Source organism: Pseudonocardia phyllosphaerae (assembly GCF_046546475.1).
Lineage (GTDB): Bacteria > Actinomycetota > Actinomycetes > Mycobacteriales > Pseudonocardiaceae > Pseudonocardia > Pseudonocardia phyllosphaerae.
On the sequence record NZ_JBKGXS010000002.1, the window covers coordinates 554,091 to 566,211 of the forward strand.

Here is a 12,121-nt window from a genome sequence, read left to right on the forward strand (position 1 = left end):
AGCATCGCGATGAAGCGAGTCGGAGTCGACGTCGGTGGCACGTTCACCGACATCATGTACTGCACCGACGACGGCCAGGTGGCCGTACACAAGGTTCCCTCCACCCCGCAGGACCCGGCGGTCGCCACCGTTGAGGGCGTCCGCGAGCTGTGCGGCGAACTCGGTGCCGGCCTGGACGAGCTGGGCCAGTTCCTGCACGGCACCACGGTCGCGACCAACATCGTCCTGGAGCACAACGGCTCCGACATCGGGCTGATCACCACCGAGGGTTTCCGGGACATTCTGCACATCGCCCGCAAGAAGCGGCCGCTGAACTACTCGTCCTACCAGGATCTGCCATGGCAGAAGTGGCAGCTGGTGAAGCGACGCAACCGACGGGTGGTTCCGGAGCGGGTGAACGCTGCCGGTGAGGTGCTCGTGCCGCTGGACAGCGACGCCGTCCGCGAACAGGTCCGGGTGCTGGTCGCGAACGGCGTCGAGGCGATCGCAGTCTGCTTCCTGCACTCCTACCGCAACCCGGCTCACGAACAGGAGGTGAAGCAGATCCTCGCCGAGGAGGCACCGGGGGTGTTCGTGTCGTTGTCCAGCGAGGTCGCGCCGCAGTACCGCGAGTACGAGCGGTTCTCCACCACCGCGCTCAACGCGTTCGTCGGGCCGAAGGTCGCCGGCTACATCGATCGGCTGGCCGCCACCACCCGCAGCGCCGGCGTCCGCGGCGACGTCGGGCTCATGACCTCGGCAGGCGGCCTGGTGACCGCGCGCCGGGCGGCGGAGAACCCCGTCCTGCTGTTGACCAGCGGGGTGGTCGCCGGGCTACTGGGCGGCTGCGCGATCGGCAAGGCCTCGGGGTACCCGAGCGTGATCACTCTCGACGTCGGCGGGACCTCGGCCGACGTCGGCGTCGCCCCGGACGGCGGGCTGCGGATGAAGCACTTGCTCGACACACGGATCGGGGACTACCACGCGATGGTGCCGATGGCCGAGGTCGACACGATCGGCGCGGGCGGCGGCTCGATCGCCTTCGTCGACGAGGGCGGGATGTTCCGGGTCGGACCGCGCAGCGCGGGCGCCGTGCCCGGGCCGGCCTGCTACGCGCGCGGCGGCACCGAGCCGACCAGCACCGACGCGATGGTGGAGATGGGGTGGCTGCGCGCCGACAGCTTCCTGTCCGGAGCGATGCGGGTGGAACCGCAACTGGCGACCAAAGCGATCACCGATCAGGTCGCGGATCCGCTCGGCACCTCGGTCGCCGAGGCCGCCGTCGGGATATTCCAGATCCTCGCCCATGCCATGACCGAGGCGATCAGCTTGCACTCGGTGCGCAAGGGCTACGACCCGCGGGACTTCTCGCTCGTCGCCGAGGGCGGCGCAGGGCCGCTCTACGCGTGGCACATCGCCGAGCAGCTCGGCATCCCGCGGGTGATCGCTCCGCATCACCCCGGCATCGCCTCGGCGATGGGACTGCTGGCCACCGACATCCGCTCGGAGATACCGGCGACGGTCTGGACGTCCTCGGACGATCCGGACCTGCAACGGATCTCCGGCGAGTTCGACCGGCTGACCGCCCAGGCCGTCGAGCAGCTGGGCGCAGACGGCCTCGACCCCGCCGACGTGTCGGTCGAGCGCAGCCTGGACTGTCGCTACCTCGGCCAGGGCTACGAGCTGCGCGTCCCCGCGCCGAACGGCCCGATCACCGCGGACTGGGTCGCGCGGGCGTCGGAGATCTTCCACGAGGTGCACGAACGCACCTACTCCCAGCGCTTCGACGACAAGCCGGTGCACATCGTCAACGTGCGGGTGACCGCCGTCGGGAAGGTCGGCGAGGTGCCACTGCCCGCGGTCGCCGCCGGCGGGCCCGACCCGTCGGACGCGGTGAAGGCGACCGTCGACGCGATCTTCTGGACCACGAGCAACCGGGTCGGCACCTTCTCCACCACCGTCTACGACCGCGACCGGCTGAGGGCCGGAAACGTCCTGGCGGGCCCGGCAATCGTCGAGCAGTTCGACTCGACGACCGTCGTCGGGCCCGGCCAGACCGCCATCGTCGACGCGGTCGGCCATCTCGTGATCTCGACCGGCAACTCCGGCGACACCGCCGGCGAAGGAGCGTAACGATGACCGCACTGGACCCCCGTGGGGTGTCACTCGCCGACACCGCCCCCGGCACCCACACCACCGTCGAGGTCGATCCCATCACGCTGCGGGTGATCGGCGGTGCGCTCAACTCCATCGCCAAGGAGATGGCGCAGATTCTCTACCGAATGGCGTACTCCAGCCTGATCCGCGAGTCCGAGGACCTCGGGGCCGGCATCTTCGACGTCAACGGCCGCGAGCTGTGCGAGTCGGACTCGACGCCGATGCACTGCGGCTCGATCCCGGCCTATATCCGGGGCATCGACCGTAAGCTTCGCGGTACATACCGTCCGGGCGACGTCGTCCTGCACAACCACCCGTACCACGGGGCGGCGCACAGCCCGGACTACGGCATCGTCATCCCGATCTTCTTCGGCGGGGTGCACGTCGGGTTCGCCGGCTGCACCGGGCATGTCTCCGACGTCGGCGGCAACTTCCCGGGGCTGTGCATGGACGTCGTCGACGTCTGGGCCGAGGGCAAGCTGTTGGACTCCTGCAAGATCTACGACGCAGGCACCCGCAACGACGTTCTCATCCAGCACATCCTCGACAACGTCCGCACTCCCGAGCAGAACCTCGGGGATCTGGAGGCGCTGGTCGCCTGTGCCCGGCTCGGCGAGCGCCGGTTCACCGACCTGCTGGACCGCTACGGGCTCGACGTCGTCATGTCGGCTGCGGACCGCTGGATGGACTACAGCGAGGACATGCTGCGGCGCCGGATCCGCGAGCTGCCCGACGGCGAGTACCCCGCGCCGCTCACCCACCTCGACGACGACGGCAAGAACAGAGACGAGCCACTGGCCGTCGCGGTCACGGTGCGGGTCACGGGTGACGACGTCGTTGTCGACCTGACCGGGTCCCACCCCCAGGTGCCGACGGCGTTCAACGTCCCGTTCGAGGGATCGGTGTTGCCAACGGTGGCCTCGGCGATCCGGACCCTGCTGCTCGACGAAGCGTTGACCGAGGAGTTCGTGCCGCAGAACGACGGCTGCTTCCGCCCGGCGAAGGCGTACGCACCGGAGGGGACGCTGTTCAACCCGGACTTCCCGGCGTCGTGTTTCGCCCGGTTCTCCCAGATCAACCGGGTCTTCGACTCGATGAACCTGGCGCTGGCCGACGTGCTGCCCGAGCGGGCCGTCGCGGGCTCGTCCGCGGCGCTGTGCGCGATCGCCTACTCGGGCCTGGCACCGGACGGACAGTCCTACTGGGTCTACATCGAGATCAACGAGGGGTCCTACGGCGGCCGTAACGGCAAGGACGGCTTGGACTGCGTCGACTCGCTGATGGCCAACACCCGCAACAACCCGATCGAGGAGGTCGAGCTCAACCACGCGATGCTGGCCGAACGCTACGAGTTGCGTGACGAGCCACCCGCGCCCGGGCGCTACCGCGGCGGTGTCGGCAGCGTTCGCAAGTGGCGGATGCTGACCGACACGTTCATGGGCACCGAGGCCGACAACCGTTCCGACCCGCCCAGGGGTCTCGCCGGAGGGCACGACGGGTGCCCCGGCTCGTTCATCCGAAACGCAGGTACCGACCATGAGGAGGTACTGCATTCAAAGGTGACGCAGGAGCGGTGTGCGGCTGGGGACACGCTGGAGATCCGGCTGCCCTCCGGCGGCGGCTACGGCGACCCGTTCGAGCGGGAGCCCGCCGCGGTGTTGGAGGACGTGCTCGACGACTACCTGTCCGTGGCCGACGCCCGCACCTGCTACGGCGTGGTCATCGACCCGGTGGCGAGGGTCGTCGACGACACCGCGTCCGTGCAGCTGCGTTCGGCCGCCCGGTGAGCAGCACAAGCGCCCCGCTACGAGGACCTGGCCCACGACCGGTTCGTCATCGGCACCCCGGATGACTGCCTCGCGGCACTGCTGCCATGGCTTGACGAGGTCGGCGTCGATCACCTCGTCCTGCGCACCGACTGGGCCGGGATGCCGGCCGGCGACGCGCTGTGCTCACTCGAGCTGCTCGCCCGCGAGGTTGCACCGGTGCTCCGCGACCGTCCGGCCGGAGTGCGCCCGGCCGGGTGAGGGCTGGACTGCTCACCGGCCCGGGACGTGTTCGCCTGCCCGGGCCAGTAGCCCCGCCGCACGATCGACGACGGGCTTGTCCACCAGCGCTCCGTCGAGCACCGCGACCGCTCCTGCGCCGGCCGCGTCGATCACCCGCCGGGCCCAGGCCAGCTGCTCGCCGGTGGGCCGGAACGCCTCCGCCACCGGGGCGATCTGGGACGGATGGATGCAGAGCTTCCCGGTCAGCCCCAGCGACAGCGCCGTCGCGCAGTCCCGGACCAGGCGCTCCGGGTCGCGCACCGCCGTGGTGACGCCGTCGATCGGAGCGGCGACGCCTGCTGCGCGGGCACTGAGCACCAGCTCGGCGCGGGCGAGCCACAACGCGTCGTCGTCCAGGTGGTCGACACCGAGGTCGACGGCGTAGTCGACGCTGCCGAAGGCCGGGCGCGTCACCTGGGGCACCGCGCACATCTCGTCGATCCGGCGGATGCCGCGTGCCGTCTCGACCAGCGGGACGACCTCGACATCGTCGGGCAGGCGGCCGGTCAGCGCCGTGAGCTGGGCTCCACTCTCGGCCTTGGGCAGCACGACCGGACAGCCGCGGGGAGCGACCATCGCGACGTCGTCGTCGTACCAGGGGGTGCTCGAGCCGTTGATGCGCACCGCGGCCGTTCCCCCGCCGTCGAGCCAGCGCGCGACATCGCGACGGGCGTCGTCCTTGCCGTCCGGTGCGACGGCGTCCTCCAGATCCAGGATCACGACATCGGCACCGGTGGCGACTGCCTTGTCGTAGCGGTCCGAGCGGGCACCGGGGACGAACAGGAACGTGGTCGCGGAGACGAGAGACGGCACCCGAACATCGTTAATGTCTGATGTTTTCCTGTCAACCGGCTGCGCCTGTCCTGTCCGCCTCGCGGGCCGGTGATCCTCAGTTCTGTGGAGACGGCCGTCCGGCCGATAACGACACCCCGGTACTTCTCGACGAACCGGTCGACCACGGCATCCACCGGATGCCTGAACCCACTCGTTCCACTGGAGGAACACCGTGTCGAAGTCCGCGCTCGCAGGAGTCGGTCTCGTCCTCACCTCGGCCCTGGGTCTCGGCCTCGCCGGTACCGCGGCCGCGGCTCCGGCCGCCGCACCGGCCCCGGCGCGGGAGAGCGTCGTCGTCAGCTCGGTGACCGACGGCGACACCTTCCGCGTCGGCAACCGCCGGATCCGCGTCATCGGCATCGACTCCTGCGAGACCAACACGACCGGCGGCACCGCGGCCACCGAGGCCGCGAAGCGCCTGATCGCGGGCAAGCGCGTCACCCTGACCCGCCAGGCAGGCGTCGACCGCGACCAGTACGGCCGCGAGGTCCGCTACGTCGGCACCCCCACCGGCGACTTCGGCCGGCAGATGGTCCCGGCGCTGCACACCGGCGTCTACCGGGGCGGCAACAACGCCTCGCCCGCCTACCTGGCCGAGCTGAGCCGGATCGACCACGGCCGCAACTGCGGGTCCGTCATCCCGCCGAAGCCGGCCCCGAAGCCCGCACCGAAGCCCGCGCCCAAGCCGGCCCCGAAGCCTGCGCCCAAGCCCGCGCCGAAGCCGAACGTCTACTACAAGAACTGCTCGGCCGCCCGCGCCGCGGGCGTCACCCCGATCTACCGCGGCCAGCCCGGTTACGGCGCCCACCTGGACCGCGACAACGACGGCAAGGCCTGCGAGTGACCCCTACCCGGCTCGGACCCGGATCCGGGGCCGAGCCGGGTGGAGCAGGGCGGTGTCGCCGTCTACGGTCGGGCACGTGCTGATGACCGCCGACGACGCCGTCCTGCTCCTCATCGACTTCCAGCAGCGCCTGGTCCCCGCGATGCACGACGGGGACACCGCGGTCACCCGGGCCGCCCGGCTCGCGGAGGCCGCCACGCTGCTGGAGGTGCCGGTGCTGGCGACCGAACAGGTCCCCGACAAGCTCGGCCCGACCGTCGAGCAGCTGGCCGGGTTCCCGCACCTGGTCACGCCGAAGACCCGGTTCACCGCCGACGCCGGTGTCCTCCCGCCCGGGCGGCGGGAGATCGTCGTCGCCGGGGTGGAGGCGCACGTCTGCGTGCTGCAGACCGTGCTGGAGCTGCTCGGCGGTGACCGCCGGGTGCTCGTCGTCGCCGACGCCGTCGCCTCCCGCTCCGACGACGACAAGGACGTCGCCCTGGCCCGCGCCCGCGCGGCAGGCGCCGAGGTCGTCACCTCGGAGATGGTGCTGTTCGAGTGGGTGCGCGACGCGACCCACCCGCAGTTCCGCGCGGTGCAGAAGCTGCTGAAGTGATCACCGGGCGGTAGCGGCTCAGCGGGCCTGCCGGAACGCCGGGTCGGGATCGGGCAGCGGCACGTCCGGCGCGTCGCCGAGCAGCTCGCCGACCGCGGCGAACCACGGCGGCGCGGCGACCGTCCCGCCGAACGCCCCGTGCCCGCAGTCGCCCAGGTGCACCGGGTGCCCGGGGCAGATCTCCTGCGGGCGGGCGCCGTCGGCGAAGACCATCGACGACCCGGCCAGGCCGTCGATCCCGCCGGTGCCGCCGACGAACGCGACGGACTCGCTGGTGTTCGTCGTCCCGGTCTTGCCGATGGTGGGGCGGGTCCAGCCGGCGTCGCGGGCGGCGGCGGCCGAGGTGCCCGAGACCGTGTCCTTGCCGAGCCCGGCGGCCAGGGTGTGCGCGATCCCGGGCGACACGGCCTGCTCGCACGGCTCCGACGGAACCGGGACCGGGGCGCCGTTGCGGTCGGTCACCGAGAGGACCGCGTTCGGCGGGCACCAGGTGCCGTCGCTCTGCACGGTGGCGGCGACGTTGGCCATCTCCAGCGTGGACACCGGGCTGACGCCGAGGGTGAACGACAGCAGCCCGGAGAAGAACTGGGACTGCGGCTGGGAGACCCGGGGATCGTCCGAGGCCGGGTCCGGGGTGCCGCCGGCGAGGTTGGCGTTCAGGCTGTCGCGCAGCCCGAGCCGGCGGGCCATGTCCAGGACCTGCGGCATCCCGGTACGCGCCTCCAGGTCGACGAACGCGGTGTTCGGCGAGGTCGCGAGCGCGTCGGGCAGGCTGATCGGGTTCGGGTAGTTCGGGGTGTCGTTGGCGACCGGGTAGCAGGAGGTGTACCGGTTCGCGTCGGGCGGAGTGAAGCACGACGACGCCGGGTCCGGCAGCAGGCTGTCGTAGCCGACGGTGCCCGCCTGCAGTGCCGCCGCCGTCGTGAAGATCTTGAACGTGGATCCGGCGCCGAACACGTTGCTCGGGTTGGCGACGATGTCGGTGGCGGTCTGGCCCCGGTCGGCGTCGGTGCCCAGCGAGCGGTTGGACACCATGGCCAGCACCTGGTGGCCGTCGTGGCCGGGGCGGATCAGCGCGAGGGTGTTCGCGACGCCGTCCTGGGTGGGCGGGACGTTGGCGTCGACGGCGCGCTTGGCGTCGTCACTGGCGACCGGGTCCATCGTGGTGCGGATCGTGTAGCCGCCGGTCTCGAGCTGCTGCGGGGTGAACCCGGCCTTCTCGAGCTGGTCCACGGCGTAGCGGCAGAAGAACCCGGCGTCCGGGGCCGCGCCCATGCAGTTGCCACCCGGGGTGACCGGGCCGTCCGGCAGCACGCCGAGCGGGGCCGCCGTCGCCTGCGCAGCCTGCGCCGGGGTGATCGACCCGGCCTGGCGCATCGCGGCGATCACAGTGTTGCGCCGGTCGGTGGTGGCCTTGGGGTGCTTGTACGGGTCGAACAACGTGGGGTTGTTGACCATCCCGGCGAACATCGCGGCCTGGGCGACGCTCAGGTGCGCCGCGTCGGTGCCGAAGTAGGCGTGTGCCGCCGCCTCGACGCCGTAGACCCGCCCGCCGAACTCGACGACGTTCAGGTAGCCGGCGAGGACGTCCTGCTTGGACATGGTGCGGTCGATGCGCTGCGCGACCAGCGCCTCGCGGACCTTCCGGCTGATCGTGTCGTCGCGGTCGGCCTGCTGGGCGCCCGGGTCGTTCCGGTCGGCGACGTTGATCAGCCAGTTCTTCACGTACTGCTGGGTGATCGTCGAGCCGCCCTGCACCGAGCCACCTGCGGCGTCGGCGGCCAGCGCGCGCAGCGTGCCGACCGGGTCGACGCCGGACTCGGAGAAGAACCGCCGGTCCTCGATGTCGACCACGGCAGCGGTCATGGCCGGGGCGATCTTCTTGTAGGGCACCGGCATCCGGTACTGCTCGTCGAGGACGGCGAGCGGGGCGCCGTTGCGGTCGGTGACCGTGGTCGCGGCGGGGACGGTGGCCGGGTCCGGGGTGCCGGACGCGTCCTCGGGGACGGTGCCCGCGGCGAGCGCGACGGCCCCGGCCGCCGGGGCGGCGCAGGCGGAGAGCACGAGCCCGCCGGCGAGGATCGCGACGCCGAGCCGCACCCAGGTGCTGCGGTCCCGGACCGCCGGGCGCCTGCCGATCCGGTTCCGCCACGACCTGCTGTTGCTGCTGCCCGTCCGGTCCGCGTTCTCCCCCACGGGAGATCATTGTGGGGTGCAACTCTGAGGTACGCCTGAGACGCGGCCGGGGTGTCGCTGAGAGTCGGCGCACGCCCCGGGCGACGCCGCTAGTCCGACCCCGGCGGGCTCAGCGCGATCCGCGCCCAGGTGCCGGTCAGCACCAGCACCGCCAGCACCTCCACGACCAGGCCCGGCCCGACGTCGTCGGCGGGCAGCCCGGTGCGCCGCGCCCAGATCGCCCACAGCCCGGTGACGGCGGCAACCCCGCAGACCGCACCCGCGGCCCAGGCCAGCGGCCAGAACCGGACGAGCAGTGCGACCCCGGAGACGACGAGCGCAACCCCGGCCACCAGCGCGAACAGCCACGGCAGCGGGCCGGGTGTCGCGGTGCCGAGCAGCACCTCCCAGCCGGCGGCGCGGTCGGCCCACGGCATCAGGGCCGCGGCCGCGGCGGCCGCGGTCGTCCCGCCGGCGAGGACGGCGGCGGGTCCGAGGTCGATCCAGCGGTCGACGCGCCAGGCGATCCGGGTGAGGTCGCGCTGCATCTCCGGCGGCGCGGTCAGGGACGCGGGGACGGGGTCGGGCGTGTGCTCGGTCATCGCTCCCCTCCGCCGGTGGTCGTCGGCGATGGTCCCCCATGCGTGGCCGGGTCGGAAACCCCGGGTCGGCCGGGTTCACCCACCCGGCGAGGAACGGGTCAGGCCGCCTGCTGCCCGCAGCGGCACGGTGCCCCCTGCTGGCAGCCGCATCCGCAGGTCGCTGCGCAGCCGCACGCGGTGCGGCTCGCCGGTTCCGGGGCGGCCTCGGGCGCCGCACCGCAGCAGCCGGGGACGCTGACCAGCTCGGGGGCGGCACCGTCGGCGGCCGGCTCCGGCGGCGCGACCGGGTCGAGGCCGAGGGCGGCCAGCACCGCACCGGCGAGGTCGGGCACCGGCTCGGCCGGGCGCACGCGCGCGAGCCGGTCGAGCCGGTCGGCGGCACCGGCCCAGGCGCGGCAGGCGTCGCAGCCGGCGCGGTGCGCCCGGGCGGCCGCGGCCTCGCCTGCGGTCGCCTCGCCGTCCAGCTCCGCGGACACCACGTCCCGGCACTGCTGACAGTCCATACCGTCACTGTCGCGCAAGCGCTCCGCCGAGTTCCCGCGGGCCCGCAGATTTCCTGTGACCCATCCGACGCCACCGATCCTGCCCGATTCCGGGCAGGGAGTTCGCCAATTCGACCTCGATCGGCCAGGATCCGTGCAGTGGATGCGGAACTCGTCCGGCACGTCGCGGTCACGACCGGGCTGCCGGAGCCGGTGGCGGCGCGGGTCGTCGCCGACGTCCGCGCCTACTACGGCGAGACGACCGAGACCTACGTCCGGCGCCGGCACCGCGAGCTGCGGCAGCGGGACCGGCGCAACGACGAGATCTGGCCGCGGATCGCCGCCGAGCTGCGCGACCGCGTCGTCGCACCGGGCGAGGTCTCCGAGCGCAGGCTGCGCCGGATCGTCTACGGCTGAGCACCACAGGTGCCCCCCAGCGAGAACCAACGAGAGGAACCCAGCAGGTATGTGCGGAATCGTGGGCTACGTCGGGCCGCGGGAGGCCACCGACATCCTGGTCGAGGGGCTGACCCGGCTGGAGTACCGGGGCTACGACTCGGCGGGCGTCGCCCTGCCGTACCGCCGCAAGGTGCGGGTGCGGCGCACACCGGGCCGGGTCGAGGATCTGCGCGCGTCGCTCGAGGCCGACCCGCTGTCCGGGCACACCGGCATCGCGCACACCCGCTGGGCCACCCACGGTGAGCCGAGCGAGGCCAACGCCCACCCGCAGACCGACTCCTCGGGCCGGATCGCGGTGGTGCACAACGGCATCATCGAGAACGCCGACGAGCTGCGCGCCAAGCTGGCCGCCGGCGGCGTCGTGTTCACCTCCGACACCGACACCGAGATCCTGCCGCACCTGATCGCCGAGGCCCTCGACGGCGGGGCCGCGTCGCTGACCGACGCGGTGCGCTCCGCGCTGTCCGCGGTCGAGGGCACCTACGGCCTCGCCGTGCTGGACGGGCACTCCCCCGACGAGATCGTCGTCGCGCGCAACGGCAGCCCGATCGTGCTGGGCATCGGCGACGGCGAGATGGTCGTCGCCTCCGACCTGGCCGCGGTCGTGCGGCACACCCGCCAGGTCGTCTACCTCGACGACGGCGAGGTCGTCAGCGTCCGGGCCGGCGGTGTGGAGGGCAGCACCCGGATCACCCCGGTCACGCTCGACCCGGCCGACGCCGAGGACGCCGACATCCGCCTCGGCGGGCACCCGGACTTCCTGGCCAAGGAGATCGCCGAGCAGCCCGACGCCGTGTCCCGCGCGGTCGCGGGCCGGCTCGACAGCCGCTTCGCCACCACGCGTCTCGACGGCCTGAAGCTCGACCCGCGCGAGCTGCGCGCGATCCGGCGTGTGGTGTTCCTGGGCTGCGGGTCGGCGTACTACGCGGGCCAGATCGGTGCGGACCTGGTCGAGGAGCTCGCCCGGATCCCCGCGCACGCCGAGCCGGCCGGGGAGTTCCGCTACCGCAACCCGGTCGTCGACCCGGACGCGCTCTACGTCGCGGTCAGCCAGTCCGGCGAGACCGCGGACACCCTCGCCGCGGTGCAGGAGCTGCAGCGCAAGGGCGGACGGGTGGTCGGTGCGGTCAACGTGATCGGCAGCGCGATCGCCCGCGAGTGCGGCGCCGGGGTGTTCCTGCACTCCGGCACGGAGGTGTCGGTGGCCTCGACGAAGGCCGTCACCAACATGGCGGTGTCGTTCGCGATGCTCGCGGTGCTGCTCGGGCGGGTGCGGGACCTGTCGCTGACCGACGGGCGCCGCATCGTCGACGGGCTGGCGGCGCTGCCGGGGCTGATCGACGCCGTCGTCGCCGACGACGCCGCGATCGGGGAGGTCGCGCGGCGGCACGCGCAGGCGTCGTCGATGTTCTTCGTGGGGCGGACCCGCTGCTGGCCGGTGGCCCGCGAGGGCGCGCAGAAGCTCAAGGAGATCTCCTACGTCCACGCCGAGGCCTACCCGGCGGCCGAGCTGAAGCACGGGCCGCTGGCGCTGGTCTCCCCGGCGATGCCCAGCGTCGTGCTCGCCCCCGGTGACGAGCTGCTGGCCAAGAACGTCGGCACGATCGAGCAGATCCGCGCCCGGGGCGGGCCGGTCGTCGCGGTCACCGACACCGACCTGCCCGCGGGTCTCGCCGACGACGTGCTGCGGGTGCCGCGCACCGAGCCGGAGCTGGCCCCGATCCTGCTGACCGTGCCGCTGCAGATCTTCGCCCGGCACGTCGCCGTGGCGCTGGGGCGCGACGTGGACCGGCCGCGGAACCTGGCGAAGAGCGTCACCGTCGAGTGATCACGACCGGCGTCATGATCACCGTGCGTTCCCCGACGGGAATCGACCGGTCGGCGCGCCTCCTCCGGGCGGGTGACCACGGGGTGAACGGTTGCGGGCATCCTTCATGTCCGGGCCC

At 72.7% G+C, this 12,121-nt stretch carries 10 protein-coding genes; 6 read left to right on the forward strand and 4 right to left on the reverse strand.

The genetic code is table 11. From position 1 onward, the window contains the following. The first annotated feature begins 9 nt into the window (after nt 1–9). Nucleotides 10–2,112, forward strand: coding sequence for a hydantoinase/oxoprolinase family protein (locus tag ACLE50_RS07910; RefSeq protein WP_410942749.1), 2,103 nt, complete (start codon nt 10–12; stop codon nt 2,110–2,112). 2 nt (nt 2,113–2,114) lie between these two features. Beyond that, nucleotides 2,115–3,923 carry a hydantoinase B/oxoprolinase family protein gene (locus ACLE50_RS07915; RefSeq protein WP_410942750.1) on the forward strand — a complete coding sequence of 603 codons (1,809 nt, stop codon included), beginning with the start codon at nt 2,115–2,117 and terminating at the stop codon, nt 3,921–3,923. A 252-nt stretch (nt 3,924–4,175) separates the two neighbouring features. On the opposite strand, the gene ACLE50_RS07920 is transcribed toward ACLE50_RS07915, so the two are convergent. Further along, entirely contained in the window at nt 4,176–4,997 is an 822-nt protein-coding gene (locus ACLE50_RS07920; RefSeq protein ID WP_410942751.1) for an HpcH/HpaI aldolase/citrate lyase family protein, read from the reverse strand. A gap of 193 nt (nt 4,998–5,190) precedes the next feature. On the opposite strand from ACLE50_RS07920, the gene ACLE50_RS07925 reads away from it, so the two are divergent. Together ACLE50_RS07925 and ACLE50_RS07930 are read left to right on the forward strand one after the other, a co-directional pair. Then, entirely contained in the window at nt 5,191–5,862 is a 672-nt protein-coding gene (locus ACLE50_RS07925) for an excalibur calcium-binding domain-containing protein (protein ID WP_410942752.1), read from the forward strand. A gap of 82 nt (nt 5,863–5,944) precedes the next feature. Next, nucleotides 5,945–6,457, forward strand: coding sequence for an isochorismatase family protein (locus ACLE50_RS07930; RefSeq protein ID WP_410942864.1), 513 nt, complete (start codon nt 5,945–5,947; stop codon nt 6,455–6,457). 18 nt (nt 6,458–6,475) lie between these two features. Here the strand turns inward: ACLE50_RS07930 and ACLE50_RS07935 are convergent, their stop codons facing one another. The 3 genes from ACLE50_RS07935 to ACLE50_RS07945 all read right to left on the reverse strand — a co-directional run bounded on the left by ACLE50_RS07935 (nt 6,476) and on the right by ACLE50_RS07945 (nt 9,737). Continuing rightward, on the reverse strand, nt 6,476–8,653 hold the full coding sequence (locus ACLE50_RS07935) for a transglycosylase domain-containing protein (protein WP_410942753.1): 2,178 nt from the start codon (nt 8,651–8,653) through the stop codon (nt 6,476–6,478). A gap of 89 nt (nt 8,654–8,742) precedes the next feature. Then, on the reverse strand, nt 8,743–9,234 hold the full coding sequence (locus ACLE50_RS07940; protein ID WP_410942754.1) for an Rv2732c family membrane protein: 492 nt from the start codon (nt 9,232–9,234) through the stop codon (nt 8,743–8,745). Between the two features lie 98 nt (nt 9,235–9,332). Next, nucleotides 9,333–9,737: a zf-HC2 domain-containing protein gene (locus tag ACLE50_RS07945; protein WP_410942755.1), complete on the reverse strand. Its 405-nt coding sequence runs from the start codon at nt 9,735–9,737 to the stop codon at nt 9,333–9,335. Between the two features lie 138 nt (nt 9,738–9,875). Here ACLE50_RS07945 and ACLE50_RS07950 point away from each other — a divergent pair, with 138 nt between their 5' ends. Further along, nucleotides 9,876–10,133: a hypothetical protein gene (locus ACLE50_RS07950; protein ID WP_410942756.1), complete on the forward strand. Its 258-nt coding sequence runs from the start codon at nt 9,876–9,878 to the stop codon at nt 10,131–10,133. A gap of 49 nt (nt 10,134–10,182) precedes the next feature. After that, nucleotides 10,183–12,003, forward strand: coding sequence for a glutamine--fructose-6-phosphate transaminase (isomerizing) (glmS, locus tag ACLE50_RS07955; protein ID WP_410942757.1), 1,821 nt, complete (start codon nt 10,183–10,185; stop codon nt 12,001–12,003). Nucleotides 12,004–12,121: the final 118 nt, after the last annotated feature.

Coding starts and splice junctions, on each gene's coding strand:
- ACLE50_RS07910 (WP_410942749.1), top strand. CDS start 10: ATGAAGCGAGTCGGAGTCGACGTCGGTGGCACGTTCACCGACATCATG.
- ACLE50_RS07915 (WP_410942750.1), top strand. CDS start 2,115: ATGACCGCACTGGACCCCCGTGGGGTGTCACTCGCCGACACCGCCCCC.
- ACLE50_RS07930 (WP_410942864.1), top strand. CDS start 5,945: ATGACCGCCGACGACGCCGTCCTGCTCCTCATCGACTTCCAGCAGCGC.
- ACLE50_RS07940 (WP_410942754.1), bottom strand. CDS start 9,234: ATGACCGAGCACACGCCCGACCCCGTCCCCGCGTCCCTGACCGCGCCG.
- ACLE50_RS07945 (WP_410942755.1), bottom strand. CDS start 9,737: ATGGACTGTCAGCAGTGCCGGGACGTGGTGTCCGCGGAGCTGGACGGC.
- glmS (WP_410942757.1), top strand. CDS start 10,183: ATGTGCGGAATCGTGGGCTACGTCGGGCCGCGGGAGGCCACCGACATC.